The 21,168-nt window shown below is 68.9% G+C and carries 21 protein-coding genes; 10 read left to right on the top strand and 11 right to left on the bottom strand.

Annotated elements, in window-relative coordinates:
* Window positions 1-105 precede the first annotated feature (105 nt).
* From AC1RNQ_RS04425 to hemC, 5 genes are all read right to left on the bottom strand, one after another.
* Window positions 106-1,227: a CaiB/BaiF CoA transferase family protein gene (locus AC1RNQ_RS04425; protein ID WP_493169238.1), complete on the bottom strand. Its 1,122-nt coding sequence runs from the start codon at window positions 1,225-1,227 to the stop codon at window positions 106-108.
* A complete protein-coding gene (locus AC1RNQ_RS04430) occupies window positions 1,220-2,422 on the bottom strand; it encodes an acyl-CoA dehydrogenase (protein ID WP_493169239.1) in 1,203 nt (400 codons plus the stop codon). The genes AC1RNQ_RS04425 and AC1RNQ_RS04430 overlap by 8 nt, the downstream gene beginning before the upstream one ends.
* A gap of 47 nt (window positions 2,423-2,469) precedes the next feature.
* The gene (locus AC1RNQ_RS04435; protein ID WP_493169241.1) at window positions 2,470-3,309 is read right to left on the bottom strand and encodes a mitofilin family membrane protein; all 840 of its coding nucleotides are present in this window, start codon (window positions 3,307-3,309) and stop codon (window positions 2,470-2,472) included.
* A 94-nt stretch (window positions 3,310-3,403) separates the two neighbouring features.
* Window positions 3,404-4,096, bottom strand: coding sequence for a uroporphyrinogen-III synthase (locus AC1RNQ_RS04440; RefSeq protein WP_493169242.1), 693 nt, complete (start codon window positions 4,094-4,096; stop codon window positions 3,404-3,406).
* On the bottom strand, window positions 4,093-5,046 hold the full coding sequence (gene hemC, locus AC1RNQ_RS04445) for a hydroxymethylbilane synthase (RefSeq protein WP_493169243.1): 954 nt from the start codon (window positions 5,044-5,046) through the stop codon (window positions 4,093-4,095). Before hemC ends, AC1RNQ_RS04440 begins: the two co-directional genes overlap by 4 nt.
* A 275-nt stretch (window positions 5,047-5,321) precedes the next feature.
* Here hemC and tsaD point away from each other — a divergent pair, with 275 nt between their 5' ends.
* The 3 genes from tsaD (at window position 5,322) to AC1RNQ_RS04460 (ending at window position 8,975) form a co-directional block, all read left to right on the top strand.
* On the top strand, window positions 5,322-6,356 hold the full coding sequence (tsaD, locus tag AC1RNQ_RS04450) for a tRNA (adenosine(37)-N6)-threonylcarbamoyltransferase complex transferase subunit TsaD (RefSeq protein ID WP_493169244.1): 1,035 nt from the start codon (window positions 5,322-5,324) through the stop codon (window positions 6,354-6,356).
* Window positions 6,353-7,360, top strand: coding sequence for an NAD(P)H-dependent glycerol-3-phosphate dehydrogenase (locus AC1RNQ_RS04455; RefSeq protein WP_493169246.1), 1,008 nt, complete (start codon window positions 6,353-6,355; stop codon window positions 7,358-7,360). Before tsaD ends, AC1RNQ_RS04455 begins: the two co-directional genes overlap by 4 nt.
* Before the next feature lie 76 nt (window positions 7,361-7,436).
* Entirely contained in the window at window positions 7,437-8,975 is a 1,539-nt protein-coding gene (locus AC1RNQ_RS04460) for a lipopolysaccharide biosynthesis protein (protein ID WP_493169248.1), read from the top strand.
* Window positions 8,976-9,085: 110 nt separating this feature from the next.
* On the opposite strand, the gene AC1RNQ_RS04465 is transcribed toward AC1RNQ_RS04460, so the two are convergent.
* Window positions 9,086-9,343, bottom strand: coding sequence for a hypothetical protein (locus tag AC1RNQ_RS04465; protein ID WP_493169249.1), 258 nt, complete (start codon window positions 9,341-9,343; stop codon window positions 9,086-9,088).
* Window positions 9,344-9,398: 55 nt separating this feature from the next.
* Window positions 9,399-10,397 carry an adenosine kinase gene (locus AC1RNQ_RS04470; RefSeq protein ID WP_493169251.1) on the bottom strand — a complete coding sequence of 333 codons (999 nt, stop codon included), beginning with the start codon at window positions 10,395-10,397 and terminating at the stop codon, window positions 9,399-9,401.
* On the opposite strand from AC1RNQ_RS04470, the gene AC1RNQ_RS04475 reads away from it, so the two are divergent.
* The 3 genes from AC1RNQ_RS04475 (at window position 10,396) to AC1RNQ_RS04485 (ending at window position 11,863) form a co-directional block, all read left to right on the top strand.
* The gene (locus AC1RNQ_RS04475; protein WP_493169252.1) at window positions 10,396-10,647 is read left to right on the top strand and encodes a hypothetical protein; all 252 of its coding nucleotides are present in this window, start codon (window positions 10,396-10,398) and stop codon (window positions 10,645-10,647) included. The two genes, AC1RNQ_RS04470 and AC1RNQ_RS04475, sit on opposite strands and share 2 nt — an antisense overlap.
* A 170-nt stretch (window positions 10,648-10,817) precedes the next feature.
* A complete protein-coding gene (locus AC1RNQ_RS04480; protein WP_493169254.1) occupies window positions 10,818-11,498 on the top strand; it encodes an EI24 domain-containing protein in 681 nt (226 codons plus the stop codon).
* Window positions 11,495-11,863, top strand: a complete 369-nt coding sequence (locus tag AC1RNQ_RS04485) for a hypothetical protein (RefSeq protein WP_493169256.1) — start codon at window positions 11,495-11,497, stop codon at window positions 11,861-11,863. Before AC1RNQ_RS04480 ends, AC1RNQ_RS04485 begins: the two co-directional genes overlap by 4 nt.
* Before the next feature lie 152 nt (window positions 11,864-12,015).
* Here the strand turns inward: AC1RNQ_RS04485 and queG are convergent, their stop codons facing one another.
* Entirely contained in the window at window positions 12,016-13,080 is a 1,065-nt protein-coding gene (gene queG, locus AC1RNQ_RS04490; RefSeq protein WP_493169258.1) for a tRNA epoxyqueuosine(34) reductase QueG, read from the bottom strand.
* A 68-nt stretch (window positions 13,081-13,148) separates the two neighbouring features.
* Between queG and AC1RNQ_RS04495 the strand changes: the two genes are divergently transcribed.
* The 4 genes from AC1RNQ_RS04495 (at window position 13,149) to msrB (ending at window position 17,366) form a co-directional block, all read left to right on the top strand.
* Window positions 13,149-14,102: an ABC transporter ATP-binding protein gene (locus AC1RNQ_RS04495; protein ID WP_493169259.1), complete on the top strand. Its 954-nt coding sequence runs from the start codon at window positions 13,149-13,151 to the stop codon at window positions 14,100-14,102.
* Window positions 14,099-15,343, top strand: coding sequence for an ABC transporter permease (locus AC1RNQ_RS04500; RefSeq protein WP_493169260.1), 1,245 nt, complete (start codon window positions 14,099-14,101; stop codon window positions 15,341-15,343). The genes AC1RNQ_RS04495 and AC1RNQ_RS04500 overlap by 4 nt, the downstream gene beginning before the upstream one ends.
* Window positions 15,344-15,566: 223 nt before the next feature.
* On the top strand, window positions 15,567-16,823 hold the full coding sequence (locus tag AC1RNQ_RS04505; RefSeq protein ID WP_493169262.1) for a cytochrome P450: 1,257 nt from the start codon (window positions 15,567-15,569) through the stop codon (window positions 16,821-16,823).
* Window positions 16,824-16,877: 54 nt separating this feature from the next.
* A complete protein-coding gene (gene msrB, locus AC1RNQ_RS04510) occupies window positions 16,878-17,366 on the top strand; it encodes a peptide-methionine (R)-S-oxide reductase MsrB (protein WP_493169264.1) in 489 nt (162 codons plus the stop codon).
* 6 nt (window positions 17,367-17,372) lie between these two features.
* On the opposite strand, the gene AC1RNQ_RS04515 is transcribed toward msrB, so the two are convergent.
* From AC1RNQ_RS04515 to AC1RNQ_RS04525, 3 genes are read right to left on the bottom strand one after another with little or no spacing between them, the layout of a single operon-like run.
* Window positions 17,373-19,157 carry a hypothetical protein gene (locus AC1RNQ_RS04515; RefSeq protein ID WP_493169266.1) on the bottom strand — a complete coding sequence of 595 codons (1,785 nt, stop codon included), beginning with the start codon at window positions 19,155-19,157 and terminating at the stop codon, window positions 17,373-17,375.
* A 12-nt stretch (window positions 19,158-19,169) separates the two neighbouring features.
* Entirely contained in the window at window positions 19,170-19,589 is a 420-nt protein-coding gene (locus tag AC1RNQ_RS04520) for a GtrA family protein (protein ID WP_493169268.1), read from the bottom strand.
* A 7-nt stretch (window positions 19,590-19,596) separates the two neighbouring features.
* On the bottom strand, window positions 19,597-21,132 hold the full coding sequence (locus tag AC1RNQ_RS04525; RefSeq protein ID WP_493169270.1) for an NAD(P)/FAD-dependent oxidoreductase: 1,536 nt from the start codon (window positions 21,130-21,132) through the stop codon (window positions 19,597-19,599).
* Window positions 21,133-21,168 lie beyond the last annotated feature (36 nt).

Raw genomic sequence — 21,168 nt, forward strand, 5'->3', positions numbered from 1 at the left:
CTGCGGTGCCCCTTTTTCTTTATACTTGGCCGCGAATGGCGGTTTTGGGGTGGAGAGCTGCTCTCCCAATCTCGTCATGCTATAAATGTCGTGGCGAACCCGAAATCAGCCCCCCAACACCGGCGCTCCGCCCGGCGCCACCATGCGTTCGCCGTCGATGACGATCGGGCTCGCCAGCCCGTCGATGAAGGCGCCTTCGGGGCGGAAGCGCATGCTGCGCGCGATCACCTGCGGGTCGGCGAACACCCCGGCAAGGTCGTTGATCGGCCCCGCGGGCACATCCTCGGCCTCGAGCGCCAGCGACAACGGCTGCGCCTCCCACGCGGCGATCTTCGCCGCGAGCAGCGGGATCAGTTCCGCGCGATTCGCGAGCCGCGCCGCATTGGTGCCGAAGCGCGGATCGTCGGCCCAGCCGGGTTCGCCCAGCACTGCGCACAGCTTGCGAAACTGTCCGTCGTTGCCGACCGCGATCACCAGCTGGCCGTCGGCGGTGGCGAAGGCCTGATAGGGCACGACATTGGCATGGCCATTGCCCATGCGCTTCGGCGGCACGCCGCTCGCAAGATAATTGGCCGCCTGGTTGGCAAGCACGCCGACCTGGCAATCGAGCAAGGCCATGTCGATATGCGCGCCCGCCCCGGTGACGTCACGACGCCGCAGCGCGGCGAGGATCGCGACCGCCGAATACATGCCGGTGAAGATATCGGCATAGGCGATCCCCGCCTTTTGCGGCGCGCCGTCGGGCTCGCCGGTCAGCGACATCGCGCCGCCCATCGCCTGGATGATGAAATCATAGCCCGCGCGGTGCGCATAGGGCCCGGTCTGGCCGAAGCCGGTGATCGAACAGACGATCAACTGGGGAAAGTCGGCGCAGAGCGTCGCGGGGTCGAGCCCATATTTGGCGAGCCCGCCGAGCTTGTAATTTTCGATGACGACATCGGCGTCGGCGAGCAGCGCGCGGACCGCGGCCTGCCCCTCCACGGTCGCGATATCGATCGCCACCCCGGACTTGCCGCGGTTGGTGCTGTGATAATAGGCCGCGCCCAGATTCTCACCCTCGGCGCCCGCGATGAAGGGTGGCCCCCAGCTGCGCGTGTCGTCGCCGACGCCGGGCCGCTCGACCTTGACCACCTCGGCGCCCAGGTCGGCGAGCAATTGCCCGCACCACGGCCCCGCGAGCACCCGCGCCAGTTCGACGACGCGGATGCCCGCCAGAGGTTTAGGCAAAGGCACTGATGCCCGTGATCGCACGGCCGAGGATCAGCGCATGGACGTCGTGCGTGCCCTCATAGGTGTTCACCGTCTCGAGGTTCACCGCGTGGCGGATGACATGATAGTCGGCCGAAATGCCGTTGCCGCCGTGCATGTCGCGCGCGACGCGGGCGATATCGAGCGCCTTGCCGCAATTGTTGCGTTTCAGGAGGCTGATCATGTCGGGGGCGACATGGCCCTCGTCGATCAGCCGGCCTACCCGAAGGGCCGTCTGCAGCCCCAGCGCGATTTCGGTGAGCATATTGGCGAGCTTGAGCTGGACGATCTGGTTCGCGGCGAGCGGCCGCCCGAACTGCTTGCGCTCGCCAGTATAATTGCGCGCCGCCTCGTAGCAGAATTCGGCCGCGCCCATCGCGCCCCAGCCGATGCCGTAGCGCGCGCGGTTGAGGCAGCCGAAAGGCCCCTTCAGCCCCGACACATGCGGCAGCAGCGCATCCTCGCCGACCTCGACCCCGTCCATCACGATCTCGCCGGTGATCGAGGCACGCAAGCTCACCTTGCCCTCGATCTTCGGCGCCGACAGGCCTTTCATGCCCTTTTCGAGTATGAAACCGCGGATCGCGCCGTCATGCGCGTCGGACTTCGCCCACACGACGAAGACGTCGGCGATCGGCGAATTGGTGATCCACATCTTCGCGCCCTTGAGGCGGTAACCGCCCGCGACCTTTTCGGCGCGGGTGCGCATGCCGCCGGGGTCGCTGCCCGCGTCGGGCTCGGTCAGCCCGAAACAGCCGACCAGCTCGCCCGAAATCAGCCCGGGCAGATATTTGCGCTTCTGCTCCTCGCTGCCATAGGCGTTGATCGGGTGGATCACGAGGCTGCTCTGCACCGAGCAGGCCGAGCGATAGCCCGAATCGATGCGCTCGACCTCGCGCGCGATCAGCCCGTAGCTGACATAGCTCAAACCCGCGCCGCCATATTCGGGGTCGACCGTCGCGCCGAGCAGGCCGAGCGCGCCCATTTCGGACATGATCTCGCGGTCGAAGCGCTCTTCGAGAAAGGCCGAGGTCACGCGCGGCAGCAGCTCGCCTTCGGCATAGGCACGCGCGGCATCGCGGATCATCCGCTCCTCCTCGCTCAGCTGGGCGTCGAGCATCAGGGGATCGAGCGGGTCGAGCGCGACGACGCGCTGCGGATCGGCGAGGGCCATGGGACGGGGCTTTCTCTGTTCGCGAGCGCCCCGGACCGGAGCGCGCGCTAGGGGGTGGTCGCTACCGGAGCTTTTCCGGCCGTCGCGGCGGGCTGGCCACCGCGCGGCTCCAATATCGCCGCGGTCTCGATCAGGTCAAGCGCGCGGCGCGCCTCGTGATAGCGGCGTGCGTCGATCAGCCATTCATTGGCCGCCGCGGCGCCGGGCATCGCCTCGACCTCGGCGATCGCCTGGTCGGCCATGCCGCCCGCGAGATAGCGGCGCGCGCGGTCGAGCCGTTCGATCGCGCGCGGCGACTGGCTGCCCGCGGCGCGCACCACGAACAGCTCGCCGAGTTCGCGGCGGATCCCGGTCCACAGGCTCGCATCGTCGCCGCTGCGCCCGACGAGCTCGGGCGCGATCGCGTCGAGCTCGGCGCGCAATTGTTCGAGCGTGATCGGGTCGCGCGAGGTCTCGATGATCGTCTTGACCGCATTGGGCTGGTCGTCGCCGAAGCGCAGCCGCAGCTGCGCGTCGAGATAGCCCAAGGACAGCCCGCGATCGAGCGCGCGGCGCACCGCGAAGGCGACGAGCAGCCCTTCGGCGCGCGAGGCATTGCCCGACGCCGAGGCGGCCTCGAGCGTGATGCGCGACAGGCGCTGTTCGAGCTCGGCGACGCGCGCGGGCAATGTCGAGCCGTCGGCGGGGAGCGCGACGAGCGGCTGCGGCGCCGTGCCGACCGCCGCCGGCGCCTCGCCCGCGCCCGCCACCGTCAGCGTCCCGCCAGGCGTCGCGGTGTCGATCACTTTGGTCACCGGCGCGGTATCGCCCGCGGCCAGAAAGCGATTCATCGCCCAGCCGCCACCGACGACGCCGATCAGCAGCAACAGCAGCGCCGCGATCGCCAAGCTACGGAAAGATGGCCTTTTGCCCGCACCCTCCGTACCCAGAGGCACGGGGTTGTCGCTGCTTTCGATTGCCATATACCTCTTTCGAACGACCTTATTTTTGCACCTTTTGGCACAAAGCATGCGCCGCTGTCACCATCGCCGCGTCGTCGGGGCGCTCCGTAACGGTAACAGCGGCCCAGCCCTCGCCCGCCGCGGCCGCGGCCGCCGGGCTGATCGCGACGAGCGACAGATGGCCGCGCCGTCCCCCCACCAGCGCCGCGATCCGCGCTGCGCCGCGCGCCGAATGGGCGAGGAGGATCGCCGGGGCGGTGGTCAGCACTTCCCAATCGGCTGGTGGGTCGATGGGATCGACGGCATAGACGGGCAGCGGCACCAGCCTGGCCCCACGCGGATCGAACGCCGTCTGCTCGCGCCCGCAAAGCCATAATATATTTGGCGTTTTTTTTGCTGACACCATGGCGTCGATCAGCGATTGGGCATCGCCTGGACCCGTCATCGCCACGGTCAATCCGGCCTCCGCGGCCGCCTCAGCGGTCGCCGCGCCGACCGCATACGCGGGAAGCGCCGCGAGCCTGCCCAATTCGCGCCCGGCCAGGTGCAGGGCCTGTGCGCTGGTCAGCAGCAAGGCATCGAAATCGCCCGGATCAGGGGCTTGCCAGTCGAGCGCATGCGCCGCGAACAGCGGCATCGCCCGGGCATCGAGCCCCAGATCCCGCGCCCGCGCCACTGTCACCGCATTGCCCGGTTCGGCGCGCGTGACGAGGACCGGGCAGCTTGGCGTCATGCCGCGAAGAGCCGCCGCACCGCCGCGGGCGCCTCGGCGAGCAGGCGCGCGGCGAGCTTTTCGGGCGCGTCGCCCCCCTCGACCATCGCCCAGCCCGCGACATGCTCGCGCCCATCCTCCGAGAAGAGCTCGGCATCGACGCGCAGTCTGCCGTCGGCCAGATAATGAGCATGCGCCGCGACCGGCGAGCGGCAATCGCCGCCGAGCGCCGCAAGCAAGGCGCGCTCGGCCGCGACCGCGCGGTGCGTCGGGCCATGGTCGACCGCCGCGAGCAGGCCGCGCGTCGCCGCATCGTCGCTGCGGCATTCGATCCCGATCGCCCCCTGCGACGCCGCGGGCAGCAGCATCGCTGCATCCTGCACCACACCGATTTCGTGCATGCCCAGCCGGTCGAGCCCCGCTGCCGCAAGCAAAGTCGCATCGACCTCGCCCGCCGCCAGCTTGGCGAGCCGCGTCTGGACATTGCCGCGCAGCAGCCGCGTCTCGATATCCCCGCGCAGCCTTTGCACCTGCGCCGCGCGCCGCGGGCTGCTCGTCCCCAGCCTTGCGCCCGTCGGCAGCGCGTCGATCGTCGCCGCGACGATCCCCTCGCGCACCACCAGCCGGTCGCGCGGGTCGGCGCGTTCGAGCATCGCGCCGAGGAAGAAGCGCGCATCGCGCAAGGTCTCGACATCCTTCAAACTGTGCACCGCGATATCGATCGTCCCCGCGTCGAGCGCGGCGTCGAGCTCGCGCGTCCACAGCGCCTTGCCGCCGACCTCGGCGAGCGCGCGGTCCTGGATGCGGTCGCCGGTCGCGGTCATCGGCACGATTTCGAGCGCCGCGGGGTCGAGTCCATGCGCGCGGACGAGCGCCGCCGCCGCCATATCGGCCTGCGCGCGCGCCAGCGGCGAGGCGCGCGTGCCGAGGCGCAGCGGGTTGACGGGGGTCGGAAGCGGGATCGAAGCCATGCGCCGCTGCTAGGGCTTCGGGCTGCGAAAGGGAAGAAGGGGGATTCGCGCAGAGGCGCAGAGGGCGCAGAGATTTTTGTTCACGCGGAGACGCGGAGACGCAGAGAAGAGGATTGGCGGCTTCGCCGCCCATTTTCTTTTTCTTCTCTGCGTCCTCTGCGCCTCTGCGCGCATCATTCTCGCGCCGTATCGAACCCAAAATCTCCGCGTCTCCGCGCCTCCGCGTGAACCCCTTCCAACGCAAGCCTCACGCGCCTAAGGAAGCGCGCAACAATATGTCTCTGATCCTCGGCCTCGAATCGAGCTGCGACGAAACCGCGGCGGCGCTCGTCGACAGCGAAAGGCGCATCCTCGCGCACCGCGTCGCCGGGCAGGAGGCCGATCATGCGCCCTATGGCGGGGTCGTGCCCGAGATCGCGGCGCGCGCGCATGTCGACCGGCTCGCTCCGATCGTCGAACGCGTGCTCGCCGATGCGGGAAAGACGCTCGCCGACGTCGATGCGATCGCCGCGACCGCCGGTCCCGGGCTGATCGGCGGCGTGATGGTCGGGCTGGTCACCGGCAAAGCGCTGGCGCATGCCGCGGGCAAGCCGCTGATCGCGGTCAACCATCTCGAGGGTCATGCGCTGAGCCCGCGCCTCGCCGATCCCGACCTGCGATTCCCCTATCTGCTGCTGCTCGTCTCGGGCGGCCATTGCCAACTGCTGCTCGTCAAGGGCGTCGGCGCCTATCGCCGTCTCGCGACGACGATCGACGATGCCGCGGGCGAAGCCTTCGACAAGACCGCGAAATTGCTCGGGCTCGGTTATCCCGGCGGTCCAGCGGTCGAACGCGTCGCGCAGGGCGGTGACCCCGGGGCGGTGCCACTTCCCCGCCCGCTCGTCGGCAGCGCCGAGCCGCATTTCTCCTTCGCCGGGCTCAAGAGCGCGGTCGCACGCGCGGCGGCGGCGGGCGCGCACAGCACCGCCGACCTCGCCGCGTCGTTCCAGCAGGCGGTGGTCGACTGTCTCGTCGACCGCAGCCGCATCGCGCTCGCCGCCTGCCCCGAAGCGACCGCCTTCGTCGTCGCGGGCGGGGTCGCGGCGAACGGCGCGATCCGCACCGCGCTCACCGCTCTCGCCGTCAGTCACGGCAAGCCCTTCGTAGCGCCGCCCTTGTGGCTGTGCACCGACAATGGCGCGATGATCGCCTGGGCGGGCGCCGAGCGCTTCGCCGCCGGGCTCACCGACCCCCTCGACATGCCCGCGCGCCCGCGCTGGCCGCTCGATCCCGCCGCCGAAGCGGTGCGCGGAGCCGGAGTCAAAGCATGACGCGTGAAGGCATGACGTCCTATGCCGATTTCGGCGTGGTCGGCGGCGGTGCCTGGGGCACTGCGCTCGCGCAATTGCTCGCGGCGGGCGGCGCGGCGGCGCGGCTCTGGGCGCGCGAGGCCGACGTCGTGGCGGCGATCAACGCCGAGCATCGCAACCCGCTCTTCCTGCCCGGCGCAGCGCTCTCGCCCTCGCTGACCGCGACGGGCGACCTGACCGAGCTCGCGGCCTGCGACGCGCTGCTCATCGTCGTCCCCGTGCCCTATATGCGCGCCGTCCTCGCCGCGCTGCCGCCGGGCGACGCGCCGCTGATCCTGTGCAGCAAGGGCATGGAGACGGGCAGCTTCGCCTTCCCCGTCGACATCGCGCGCGATGTCGCCCCCGATCGCCCCGTCGCGATCCTGTCGGGCCCGACCTTCGCGCACGAGGTCGCCGCGGGCCTGCCCACCGCGATCACCCTCGCCGCCGAAGACCCGGCGCTCGCCGAGGCGCTGGCGCAGGCGATCGCCCGCCCGCATTTTCGCCCCTATGTCAGCGCCGACGTGATCGGGGCCGAGATCGGCGGCGCGGTGAAGAATATCCTCGCGATCGCCAGCGGCATCGTCGACGGCGCCGGGCTCGGGCTCAACGCGCGCGCCGCGCTGATCAGCCGCGGCTTCGCCGAAATGTCGCGTTTCGGCCTGTCGCGCGGCGCCGCGGCCGAGACGCTCGCCGGGCTGGCGGGGCTCGGCGATCTCATACTCACCTGCACCTCGGCCAATTCGCGCAACTTCGCGCTCGGCCAGGGGCTCGGCCGCGGCGAGGAGGCCGCCGTGCTGATGGCCGACCGCCGCACCGTCGCCGAGGGCGCGTTCAGCGCGCCGGTCGTCGCCGCGGCGGCGCGCGCCGACGGCATCGACATGCCGATCACCGACGCCGTCGCGCGGCTCGTCGCGGGCGAGATCCGCGCCGCCGAGGCCATTCAGGCGCTGCTCAGCCGCCCGCTGCGACGCGAAGGCCGGTGAGGTCATCGCCGCGATTGCCTGCCCCCCGCCGCCGCGCTAGTCTGCACGCCGGGGAGAAGCAGAAGGGGCGCCAGGCTTGAGCCAGACGGACAGCGCGGCGCCAGCGACCGCTCCCGATTCGCCTCCCGCACCGCCGGAGCGCGATGCCGACACCGCCGCGCTCGCCAAGGGCGGACGCACCAATTTCCTCGGCTTCATCCTGCGCCTCGTCGCGCGCCTGCCCTTCCTCTATGTCGCCGGCCGCTGGTACGGGCCCGAGGCGGTCGGGCGCTTCGCCTTCGCGGTGCTCGTCATCGAACTGATCGCGCAGCTCTCGACGCTCGGGCTCAAGCGCGGGCTCGCCGAGCAACTCAGCAAACCCGGCGCCGACCCGCGCACCACCGTGTGGGACGGCATGTTCGTCGCCTTCCTCGCCTCGGCGCTCGGCTCGGCGGTCCTCTTGCTCTTTCCGCAATTCATGTTCCCGAGCGGGTCGATCAGCGCGACCGACCGCGGCATGGCGCTGCTCGTCTTCGCGATCGCGGGGACCGAGATCGCGCTTGCCGCCTGCGCCTATCGCTTCGACATCGGTGCTACCGTCCGCGCGCGCGCGGTGGTCGAGCCCTGGGTGATCAGCATCGGCGCCGCGGCCTTCTGGTATGTCTCACCCCCCGACGGGTTGATGCTCTCCTACGCCGCCGCGATGCTCGGCGCCTTCGCGACCGCGCTGTGGCCGATGATCCGCCACTATGGCGGTCCCGGCGTGTGGCGGCCGCAGCCGACGCATCTCATCTCCCTCGCGCGCCGCAACGCGCCGCTCGCCGCGGCCGACGCCATCGAATGGGGGACGCGCCGCCTCGACCTCTTCATCCTCGGCCAGTTCACCTCGCCGACGATCTACGGCATCTATTATATGGCGCAGCAGGTCGCCTCGCTGCCGCAGAAATTGAAGACCAGCTTCGAGCCGATCCTCGGCCCGGTTATCACCCGCAACCTCGCCGAGAAAAAACTTGCCGCCGTGGCGGCACAGGTAAGCCAGGTCGGTTTCTGGATCATCGCCGCGCAGGCCGGGGTGGCGCTCGCGCTCGGCATCCCGGGCGAGGCGGTGATGGGCCTCGTCGGTCCCGAATTCGTCGGCGGCACCGGCGCGCTCGCCTTCCTGCTCGCCGCCGAGGTCGTCGCCGCGACCGCCGTCGTCAGCGAGGCGGCGCTGGTCTATGTCGCGCGCCACCGCAACCTGCTGATCAGCCTCGCGACGCTCGCGCTGCAGGCCTTGCTCAGCATCGGCTTCATCCTGATCGCACGCGCGATGGGATGGCCGCCGATCTTTTACGCCGGCGCGGTCGCGCTCGCGCTGATGCTCGCGCTCGGCTTCGCCTCGCTGGTCAAGGCGCGATTGCTCTCGAAGATCCTCGACGCGCCGGTGAACAGCCTGCGCTGGGCGCTGGTCTGGGCGACCGGGGGCGCCGCGGTGCTCGGCTGGGGCGCGACCCAGCTTCCCGAATGGGCCGAGCTGCTGATCGGCGTGCCCGTCATCCTCGGCATCTATGCCTGGCTGATCTGGACGCGCGGTTTCGGCCCCGCCGACCGCGCATTGTTCCGCAAGCATCCCGAACCGGCGACCGAGGCCGCCTGACCCAGCCCGTCCTAAACCAGCCCGTCATCCCGGCGAAGGCCGGGATCTCACCGGTGCGACAGGAGGCGAGGTCGAGATCCCGGCCTTCGCCGGGATGACGGCAAGGTGGATTAATCGACGGCCTTCTGCGCCGCGTCGCCGACATCCTGCGCGGCATCGCCGACCTTTTGCGCCGCCTCGGTGATCGCGCCCGTCTCGGCCTTTTCGTTGCCGAGGAACTGGAAGGCGAAGAAACCCGCTATCACGACGACGACCAGCAGGACGAGCATGCCGATCCCGCCGCCGCGGCGCGGTTCGCCGCGCTCGACGATCGTCGTGGTGTGCGTCGTGCCGTCGGGCTCGCGCGTGGTGTGAATTTCGTCGGCCATGTGAAGCCTCCTATGTCTGATAGCGCATAGGACGCTCGGGCGCGGCGATAGGTTCCTAGCCGAGGCGCGCGGCAACCTTCGCTTGAAGGTCGGTCTGCGCGCGCGGGCCGACCTGCGCGATGATCTCGCGCGCGCACACCGCGCCCATCGTCAGGCAGTCGGCGATCGGGCGGCCGTCGGCGAGGCCCGAGAGGAAACCCGCGGCGAACAGGTCGCCCGCGCCCGTCGTGTCGACGACGGTGTCGATCGGCTCGGCGCCGACTTCGCTACGCTCACCGCCCGTCACCGCGACCGCGCCATGTGCGCCGCGCGTCGCGACGAGCAGCGGCACGGCGGCGGCGACCTTCGCCAGCGCGGCCTCGAAATCGCTTTCCTGCGCGAGTTCCAGGAGTTCCGCCTCATTGGCGAACAGGATGTCGATCTCGCTGGCGGCGATCATGCGCCGGAAATCCTCGCCATGTCCGGCGACGACGAAGGTGTCGGACAGAGTGAAGGCGACGCGCCGTCCCGCCGCGCGCGCAACGCCGATCGCCTCGGCCATCGCGGCGCGCGAGGCGTCGGCGTTCCACAAATAGCCCTCGAGATAGAGGATGTCGGCGTCGGCGATCAGCGCGGCGTCGAGCGATTCGCGCCCCAGGCTCTGCGACGCGCCGAGGAAGGTGTTCATCGTCCGCTGCCCGTCGGGGGTGACGAGGATCAGGCAGCGCGCGGTCGGCGCGCCGTCGGACGACGGCGGCGTATCGAACGCGACGCCGAGCGAGGTCAGGTCGTGCGTGAACACCTGCCCCAGCTGGTCGTCGGCGACCTGCCCGATGAAACCGCAGCGCCGCCCGAGCGCGGCCATGCCCGCGAGCGTGTTCGCCGCGCTGCCGCCCGACATCTCGACCGCCGGCCCCATCGCCGCATAGAGCCGCTCAGCCTCGTCGGCGTCGATCAGCCGCATCGATCCCTTGACGAGTTTCTCGGCCTCGATCAGCTCGTCGGACGCGCGGGCAAGGACGTCGACGATCGCATTGCCGATGGCAACGACGTCGAAACGGGCGGTGGAGGCCATGAAAATTCCTGTCGATGATGGGAAAAAGATTGCGCGCGGCTTTAGGGGTGGCCGCGCTGCTTGGCAAGTTGGCGACGAGTTCGCCGTATTTTCGCGCAGAGACGCAGAGGGCGCAGAGAAAAGTTCACGCGGAGGCGCGGAGAAAAGAAGAAAAGAGTTTCGCGCAAAGACGCAAAGACGCGAAGAGGTCGCGTTTGTCGCGAAGCGGCTTTCTCCTTCGGCGTCGCGCCGAGGCGCATGGTTCGATTAACAGCGGGCCTAGTGGCCCGAGCCGTCTTCTTTGCGTCTTTGCGCGAACAAAATCTCTGCGACCTCTGCGCCTCTGCGCGAATATGTTATTTCTCTCTCCGCGCCTCCGCGTGAACCATTTCAAAGCGCTATCGCTTGACGCCGCCCCCACCGCCGCGCCATCCCCGCAGCATGGCCCGCGCGATCCAAGCCCTGATGCTCGCCCTGCAGGACCTGCCGCGCCGCCCGGTGCTCGCCGTCCTTGCACAAAGCCTCGCGCTCACATTCGTCATCTTCGCCGCCGCGGGCGCCGCGATCTTTTTCGGCGCGCGCTGGGCGCTGGGGCATTGGGGCTGGCTCGGCGAGGCCGGGCTCGACATGGCGGGGCTGCTGATCATCATCGGGCTGATCGGCGCGAGCTGGCTGTTGTTCCGCGCGGTCGCGATCCTCGTCGTCGGGCTGTTCGCCGATGCGATCGTCGCCGATGTCGAGGAGCGCCATTATCCCGCCGCCGCTAAATTCGCCGTCGATGTCAGCTTCGCGAAGAGCCTGCGCCTCGGCCTCGCCTCGGTGGCAAGGCTGGTCGCGGTCAACCTGCTCGCGCTGCCCCTCTATATCCCCTTGCTGTTCACCGCGATCGGCGCGCCTTTGCTCGCCTTCTTCCTCAACGCGCTGCTGCTCGGCCGCGATCTCGAGGCGATGGTGCTCGCGCGCCACCCCGAGCGCCCGCGGCTGGGTCGCAGCGCGCGCTGGTCGCTCGGCGCGCTGTCCGCCGCAGCTTTCCTGGTGCCCGTCGTCAACCTGTTGGCGCCCATCGCCGGCGCGGCTATGGCCGTCCACCTCATCCACCTGCGCGACAGGGACATCGAATGACTCGCCTCCTGGCCGCCGTGCCGATCCTCCTGCTCGGCGCCTGCAACGCCGCGGTGCCACCGCCGCGCAGCACTCCGCCGCCGGTCGCCGCCGCGCCGCCGCCCACCGTCGTGCGCCCGGTGCAGAACAACAGCCTGATCGGCCAGAGCGCCGACGCGACCCAGCGCCTGTTCGGCAAGCCGCGCCTCGACGTGACCGAAGGCGCAGCGCGCAAGCTGCAATATGAGGGTAGCGCCTGCGTGATCGACATCTATTTCTACGCCCCGCGCGCGGGCGCCGACGCGGTCGCGACGCATGTCGACGCGCGCACCCCCGACGGCCGCAACGCCGAGCCCGAAAGCTGCGTCGCCGCGCTGCGCCGCTAAAGATCCTCCCCATCGCGAAGCGTTGAGGAGGGGGACCGCCCGCGAAGCGGGTGGTGGAGGGGTCGGCAACCTCGGCGCCATTACCCCTCCGTCAGCGCTTCGCGCTGCCACCTCCCCTTGGCTTCGCCATGGGGAGGATCAAAATGGTGGCGTCATAGCGCCAGCTCGGCCAGCGCCCATTCCGCCGCATCGGCAATCACAGGATTTTCGTCGCTTTTCAGCCGTTCGAGCACCGGCCGGAAGCGCGTATCGCCGCTGTTCCCCGCCGCGATCGCCGCATTGCGCACCATCCGGTTCCGCCCGATGCGCTTGATCGGCGACCCCGCGAACACCTGCCGAAACCCCGCGTCGTCGAGGTCGAGCAGGTCGCCGAGTGCCGGCGCAGCCAGTTCGGCACGCGGCAGGAACGCCTTGTTCCGGGCGGCGGTGTCGGCGAATTTGTTCCACGGGCACACCGCGAGGCAATCGTCGCAGCCATAGATGCGGTTGCCGAGCGCGCGGCGAAACTCGATCGGGATCGGCCCTGCATGCTCGATCGTGAGATAGGAAATGCAGCGCCGCGCATCGAGCCGGTAGGGCGCGGGAAAGGCATCGGTCGGGCACGCCTCCTGACACGCGGTGCAGCTTCCGCACGTGTCGCGCCCCGCTACCGAGGGGGCGAGATCCAGCGTCGTATAGATCGCCCCCAGGAACAGCCAGCTGCCATGCTCGCGGCTGACCATATTGGTGTGCTTGCCCTGCCAGCCGAGCCCCGCCGCGGCCGACAGCGGCTTTTCCATCACCGGCGCCGTGTCGACGAACACCTTGACCTCGGCCCCCTTCGCTTCGGCCACCAGCCAGCGCGCGACATGCTTCAGCGCCTTCTTGACGACGTCATGATAATCACCGCCCTGCGCATAGACCGAAATCCGCCCGCGCCCGGGGTGATCGGCCAGCGCCAGCGGATCGACCGCGGGCGCGTAGCTCATCCCCAGCGCGATCACCGAGCGCACCTCGGGCCACAGCCCCTGCGGCGACCCGCGCTGTTCGGCGCGGCTTTCCATCCAGATCATCTCGCCATGGCAGCCCTCGGCGAGCCAGGCGTTCAGCCGCGCCGCGGTCAAAGGCGCCGCGTCGGCGCGCGCGATGCCGAACGCCGCGAAGCCATGTTCGCGCGCGACCGCCTTGAGGCGCTGTTCCAGCACATCTTGGGAAGGGGGCAAGGCTTCGGCAACCATTGGCGCCCTATACGCGAGGCGTCTCCGCATGTCATAGGGGGCCGGACGACAATCAGCAGGACCAGCTTTTGACCGATCTCGCCGTCGAGGCCACCGGCCTCACCAAATATTTCGAGACCTACAAGGCGGTCGACCACGTGTCGCTTCAGGTCCCCGCGGGTAGCATCTATGGCGTCCTCGGCCCCAATGGCGCGGGCAAGACCACCAGCCTGCGCATGACGCTCGGCATCATCGATCCCGACGCGGGGTCGAGCCGCCTGCTCGGCGGGCACAAGCCGCAGTCGGTGCGCCACCGCATCGGTTACCTGCCCGAGGAACGCGGGCTCTATCCCGGCATGAAGGCGCGCGAGGCGATCGCTTTCATGGGCGCGCTGCGCGGGCTCGACTGGTCGGAGGGCCGCCGCCGCGCCGCGACCTTCATGACCGAGCTCGGGCTCGAACGCGTGATCGATTCGAAGATCCGCAAAATGTCGAAGGGCATGGCGCAGATGGTCCAGCTGATCGGCTCGATCGTCCACGCCCCCGACCTGATCGTGCTCGACGAGCCCTTCTCGGGGCTCGACCCGGTCAATCAGGAACGGCTCGAAATGCTGGTGAAACGCGAACGCGACCGCGGCGCCACCATACTGTTCTCGACCCATGTCATGGCGCACGCCGAGCGCCTCTGCGACCGCATCGCGATCATCGCGCGCTCGCAGCGGCGCTTCGAAGGCACGGTCGACGACGCGCGCGCGCTGCTGCCGATGCAGGTGCGCTACACGCCGCGAGCCGCGAGCCGCGACGCCGTCGCCGCTTTGCTCCCCGCGGGCGCCGAGCCCCGGGGCGAGGCCTGGCATTTCGCGATCGAGGACGGCGACGTCGAGCCCCTGCTCGCGCGCATCACCGCGAGCGGTCTTGGCGTCACCGGCCTGTCGATCAGCCGCCCCGCGCTCCACGACGCCTTCGTCCATATCGTCCGCCAGGTCGACGCGGGCTTCACCGCCGACGCGTCCGAGGACGCGATCGAGGAGGCCAGCGCATGACCCCCTTCCTCCGGAACATGTTCGTGGTTGCGCGGCGCGACTTTCTCGCGATCGTCGCGACCCCGACCTTCCTGCTCTTCCTGCTCGCGCCGCTGTTCATGATCGGCATGGGGCTGGCGGGTGGCATGGGCGCCTCGCAGCTCGCCGACAGCGCGCGCGGCGCCGGGCGCATCGTCGTCGTCGCCGACGCAGCCGATGCCGAGGCGCTAAGGGCGGCCGACGCGCGGCTGCGCGCCGCGATGCCGCGCGAACCCGCGACGCTCGCGATCCGCATCGCCGGGCCGACCGCGATCGACCCCGTCGCCATCGCGCGGGAAAAGGGCAGCGACACCTATGCCGTGATGAGCGGATCGCTCGCCGCGCCGCGCATCGTCGAGCGCGAGCAGGACAGCGGTTCGGGTCGCTATCTCGCGCTGCTCGCGGGCGAGGTGGTCCGCGCCCGCGCCGCGGGCGACCTGCCCTCGGTCACGCCGCGCTTCGAAAGCCTGTCGAGCGGCGGCACCAGCATCGCGCTCCAGCAGTCGCTCGGCTTCGGCGCGGTGTTCACGATCTTCCTCCTGACGCTGCTCCTCGCCGGCCAGACGGTCAGCTCGCTCGCCGAGGAAAAGGGCAACAAGGTCATCGAGATCCTCGCCGCCGCGGTCCCGCTCGAAAGCGTCTTCCTCGGCAAATTATTGGGCTTCCTCGGCGTCGCGATCCTGTTCATCGCCTTCTGGATCGTGATGGCGATCGCGGGCGGCTTCGTCGCCGCGGCGCAGATGGACCCCGCCGCGCTCGACGCCGCGGGCCGCGCGGGCAAGGCCGCCGCGGCGCTCGCCTCGATGCCCGCGACCGGCTGGGCTTTCTTCCTCGGCATCGGCTTTATCTATTTCGTCCTCTCCTTCCTGCTGCTCGGCGCGGTCTTCCTTGGCGTCGGCGCGCAGGCGGCGACGGTGCGCGAGATCCAGATGCTCAGCCTGCCGATCACCATCTTCCAGGTCGGCATGTTCAGCCTGTCGGCCGCCGCCGCGAGCGCACCGGGGAGCGGGCTTGCGACCTTCGCGCAAATCTTCCCCTTCTCGTCGCCGCTCGCCATGGCCGCACGCGCCGCGACCGACGAGGCGAAATCGATCCACCTGCTCGCACTCGGCTGGCAGGCGCTGTGGGTCGCGCTCGTCATCTATCTCTCGGTCCGCCTCTTCCGCGCCGGCGTGCTGAGCGGCCGCGCCGACTGGCGCTTCTGGCGGCGGAAGCGGACATAAGGACCCTCCCCGGAACGGGGAGGGGGACCACCCAAGGTGGTGGAGGGGCACCATCGGTCTCACGGTTCGTAGAAACATTAGGCAAACCGCCTGTGCCCCTCCACCATGCTACGCATGGTCCCCCCCGTTGGGGGAGGATCGAACCGCCATTGACAGAACTGTAAATAGTGGCATTCTGCAACTGAATCGGCCGCGCCAGACGGCTGTGCAGAGGAGCAGCCCCATGGCATCATTGATCCGCCCCATCCCCGAAACCCTCGACCCGTTCGACGTCAGCCGCGCCGAGCTGTGGAGCGAAGATCGCTGGCAGGCGCCGATGCGCCAGCTGCGCGCCGAATCGCCGATCTATCGCTGCGAGGATTCGAAATTCGGCCCCTATTGGTCGGTGACCACCTACAAGCCGATCCAGCATATCGAGGCCTTACCGAAAATCTTCTCGTCCAGCTGGGAATATGGCGGCATCACCGTCGCCGGCGACGGCATCGAGCATCTGCAGGAGGGCGAGATCCCGATGCCGATGTTCATCGCGATGGACCCGCCGCAGCACACCGCGCAGCGCCGCACCGTCGCGCCCGCCTTCGGCCCCTCCGAAATCGAGCGCATGCGCGCCGACACCCAGGCGCGCACCGCGGCGATCCTCGACACGCTGCCCGTCGGCCAGCCCTTCGACTGGGTCGAGAAAGTGTCGATCGAGCTCACCACCGACATGCTCGCGATCCTGTTCGATTTCCCGTGGGACGAGCGTCACAAGCTCACCGGCTGGTCCGATGCGCTCGGCGACATCGAAAGTTTCGACACGCTCGAAAAGCGCCAGAAGCGCCTCGGCATCGCCTTCGAAATGGGCGCCTCGTTCAAGCAGCTCTGGGACCGCAAGGCGCTCGATCCCGGCACCCACGACCTGATCTCGATCATGCTCCAGTCCGACGCGATGAAGCATATGAGCGAGAATGAGTTCATGGGGAACCTCATCCTGCTGATCGTCGGCGGCAACGACACGACGCGCAACTCGATGTCGGCCTATGCCTATGGCCTGCACAGCTTCCCCGAGGAGCGCGCCAAGCTCGAGCGCGACCATAATCCCGACCTCGCGGTCAATGCGATGCACGAAATCCTGCGCTGGCAGACCCCGCTCGCGCATATGCGCCGCACGGCGACCGAGGACACCGAGCTGTTCGGCCACCAGATCAAGGCCCACGACAAGATCGCGCTCTGGTACGCCTCGGCGAACCGCGACGAGAGCGTCTTCCCCGACGGCGACCGCATCATCGTCGATCGCGAGAATGCGCGCCGCCACCTCGCCTTCGGCTACGGCATCCACCGCTGCGTCGGCGCGCGCGTCGCCGAGCTGCAGCTCACCACGCTCATCTCCGAAATGCAGAAGCGCCGCCTGCGCGTGAACGTGCTCGCCGAGCCCGAGCGCGTCCATGCCAGCTTCGTCCACGGCTATCGCCATATGCAGGTCGAACTCGAAAAATATTGATGCGGGGGTGAAACCGGCCGATCATGGCGGGCGAACCGGCATGAGGAGCCCATCATGATCGAACGACGCTATCTCATCGGCGGCCTCGCGCTCGGCGGCGCGCTCATCGGGGCGCCGATGCTCTTCGCCAAATCGTCGCCGCGCCCCAGGGCGCAGCCCGGATGGCAATTGAGCGAGGCCGAATGGAAAAAGCGCCTCACGCCCTTCCAGTATCGCGTGCTGCGCGAGGCGGCGACCGAACGCCCCTTCTCGCACCCGCTCGACAAGGAAAAGCGCGCCGGCACCTTCCTCTGCGCGGGCTGCGCGCTGCCGCTTTATTCGAGCAAGACCAAATATGACAGCAAGACCGGCTGGCCCAGCTTCTGGGCGCCGCAGAAGGGCGCGATCGGCACCTCGACCGACCATGACCTCGGCTATGCGCGCACCGAAGTCCATTGCCGGCGCTGCGGCGGCCATCTCGGCCATGTCTTCAACGACGGGCCGAAACCGACCGGCAAGCGTTATTGCATGAACGGCACCGCGCTGACCTTCCAGCCCGGCTGACGTGGATCAGCGCCGGATGCGATAGACGCGGAACTGGCCGCGCGATAGCGTGGCGTCATGGGCCAGCCAGTCGACGCTTTCGCCCCGCGCCAGCCGCGCCGCGAGGCCGTTCGGATTGGCGCGCGCCTCATTCTGCACTTCGGGCAGGCGCGTGCACAGCACAAGGAAGCGCGCCCCGCTTGCCGCCACAATCGGTCGCGATACCGCCGGATCGGACAGGAAAGCGGTGATCACGCGGTTCATCGCCGCATGGTTGCGGTGGTGACCGGTCGCGATCACGCTGTGGTGCGTGCGCACGAGGATCGAGGGGCCGATATCGACGGGGGCAAAGATCAGCGAAGCGGGTTCGCGCCCGGCCGCGGCGAGCATCGCGGGCGAGGGACAGCTTTCGCCGGTCCCCGAACCTGTCGCGCCCGCGATCTGGTTCGCCGGGGCGACCAGCCGCGCCGCGCGGGCCGCGAGCAGCGCATCGATCGACGGAATCGCGGTCAGCACGAGCATCGCACCGCCGATGCGGCCGAGCGCCGAGCGCCGAGCGCGGCTCCAGTCCCACAGCGACGCTGCCATCGCACCGAAGGCGGGGATCATATAGGCGTGGGTCGCAGCGCCGGTGCGGAAGACGAGCGCCGACAGCGCGACGCTGCACAGGATGACGAACAGCATCCGATCCCAGTTTTCGGCGGTATCGCCGCCGCGCGCGCGGCGCCACGCCCATAGCGCGGCGCCGAGACCGACGAGCGTCGGCGTGAAGAAAAGGGCCGCGATATCGGTATCCTGGCGCCACACGGGGCGCCCCTCCATCACCTGATCGTACCAGAAACGCCGCACGAGCGGTTCGAGCTCGCCGAACGGCCCGCCGAGGCACGGCCGCCCGAAGATGAGGAAGGCGCCCGCTGCAGCCAGTCCCGCGAGCAGTAGTAGCAGCAGGCGGCGCTGCCAGCTCGCCGAAAGCGCCGGAACGCGAACCCCGGCGACGAGCGCCAGTCCGGCGGCGGCGACGCCGACGGCATAGGGCAGCGAAAAGGCATCGCAATAGGTGGTGGCGAGCGAGGCCGGCCCGCGGAAGACGAACAACCACAGCGCGGGCAGGACGACCAGCCCCGTCGCGAAGCCCGCGAGCCGCGGCGCATTTTTCGGATCGCGCAGCCAGTCGAGCGCGAAGAGCGCGCCGAAGAGCGTGAGATAAGGAAACCCCTCGAGCGATATTTCGACATGCGCGGCGATCACCAGCGCCGCGGCCAATCCGCGTCGGAAGCTCGCCTCGCCGAGCGCGAGCCACAGCATCGCCACCGACAGCAACAGCTGCCAATTATGATGGTCGATGCGCAGCGGCGCGAAATAATGGAGGAAGGTCACGCCTGACGCGGCGATCAGCAGCCCCGCGATCGTCTGGCGCCGGTCGCCGAGCATCGACAGGATGCGCGCGAGCAGCAGCAGCAGCGGCAGGATCAGCAGCAGCGGATAGACGGCGACCGCCCAGCGCTCAGCCGCCTCCGGCGCGAGGAACAGGCGAAACACCCATATCAGCGCCGCGATCTGGACGTCGACGAAGCGCGACCAGTGCATCAGCCCGCCGCCTTCTCCCGGGTTGATCCGGTACTGGGTGACGTCGAACCAGCTCTGCCCGCCAAGCAGGTCGCGGACCTGCACCAGCCGCAGATAATCGTCGGCATCGCGCAGCCCCAGCGTCGCGACCGCGTCGCGATAGAGGAACAGCCCCGCCGCGACGACCGCGAACCACAGCAGGAGTGCGATGCGATCGACGCTCAGCCGTTCGAACCACGCGCGCATCGCCCGCTGCTTTCAGTCGGCCGCGAAAACGAGCGTCTTGCGCAGCACATAGGTTGCGACGAAGGACACGCCGATCGCTGCGAGCTTCGCCAGATTGGCGTCGAACCCCGCGCTGTCGCCCGCCCAGACGATCGCGACGGTCAGCCCCAGCCCGACGAAAGCCGAGCCGAGGAACAGCCCCTTCTGCCGCACCCGGTCGAGCCCCGCGGTGCGCGCGCCCTCGACGAAGACGAGCCGCGAGCTGATCAGCCAGTGGATCACGATCCCCGCGCCATAGCTCGCCGCCGCGGCGGCCGCGGGCAGCCAGCCCGCGAGCAGGAACAGGTTGAACAAGCCGACGTCGCCGACGAGCGCGATCGCGCTCGCGCCGATATAGCGCAGAAAAGTGACCTGCAGCATTTTCTGCGCAAAGGCGGGGAGCGGCAGCGCCATCACGGCGTCACGCCGCCTTCGAGACGCGCGCGGGCACGTCGCGCACCGACGCCAGCGCCGCCTGTTCGCCCTCGGTGCCGCTCTCATGATATTCGGCGTCCTCGTTGACGCCCCAGATATCGTAGACGCGTGTCCCGGCGACGATGTTGCGCACCGTCAGCATCGCGGTCATCATCGCATGATCCTGGTTGTTGTAGCGGTGCATGCCGTTGCGCCCGACCATGTGCAGCGTCGGATAGCGCGCCTCGAGCTCGCTGCGCATCGTCTCGACATGCGCCGCATAGTCGTCGTCATAGACCGGATAGGCCTTTTCCTGCCGCACCACCGCGCCGCCGACGACGTCCTTGGGGTCGCAGAGGCCGAGGATCGCCATCTCGCGCCTGGCGAGCTCGATCAGATCGGCGTCGCTCGACGCCCACAGGCCATCGCCCTCGAAACAGAAATATTCGAGCCCGACGCAGGCAAGCTCGGGATCGGGCACCATTTCGGGCGACCAGCTGCGGAAATTCTGCACGCGGCCGACCTGCACCTTGCTGTCGTGGATATAGATCCAGTTGTCGGGGAACAGGTCCGCGGAGCGAATCTTGAGCGCGACGGTCAGAAAGTCACGATATTTCAAGGAGGGCGCCGCGCTCAGCGCGCACGCCGGCAGCGGATGGATGCGCGCCGCCAGCTCACGCATCGGCGCCGAGCTGATGACATGCGCGGCGTCGATCACGACGTCGCCATCGGAGCTCGTCGCAGTCAGCCGCCAACGCCCGCTGACCTGATCCTGCGTCAGCTGCTTGAAGCTATGCCCCATCAGCACATGGTTGCCGCCCGCCTCGACCTTGTCGCGCGCGGCGTCCCACATCATGCCCGGCCCCAGCCGCGGATAGCGGAAGGTTTCGAGCAACGTCTTGGTCGCCATGCCGTCATTGGGCTTCTTGTTGAGCCCCAGGCTGCGCTTCAGCCCGTCGAGCACCGCGGCGCCGAGGCTCAGCCCCTTGATGCGCTGCGCCGCCCAGTCGGCCGACATTTCGTCGCACGGCATGCCCCACACCTTCTCGGTATAGGTCTTGAAGAAGATCGAATAAAGCTTCCGCCCGAACTGGTTGATCGTCCAGTCCTCGAAGCTCTTCACCTTCTTGTTCGGAAACAGCTTCGCCTGCGCATAGCTGACCATGCACAGGGTCGAGCGCACGACGCCGAGGTTCCACAAAGCCTCGAACGCGCGCAGCGGATAGGAGTAGAATTTGCCTTCATAATAGATGCGGCTCATCCGCGGGCGCTGGATGAAATCGTCGGGCAGGATTTCGTTCCACAGATCGACGACTTCCTGCGATTTCGAAAAGAAGCGGTGCCCGCCGATGTCGAAACGAAAGCCCTCATGCTCGACCGTGCGGCTGATCCCGCCGACATAGACCGGGTCCTTTTCGATGACCGTGACCTTATAGCCTTCCCTGGTCAGCAGATAGGCGGCGGTCAGCCCCGCGGGCCCCGCCCCGATGATCGCGACATCGGCGCTGGTCGGGCGGTTCTGCGAACCGGACAGGTCGGACATTTCGGACTCCCCACAGGCAAAATATTGCTCGGCCTC

The sequence above is a fragment of the Sphingopyxis sp. GW821-FHT12F08 genome, from assembly GCF_058806755.1.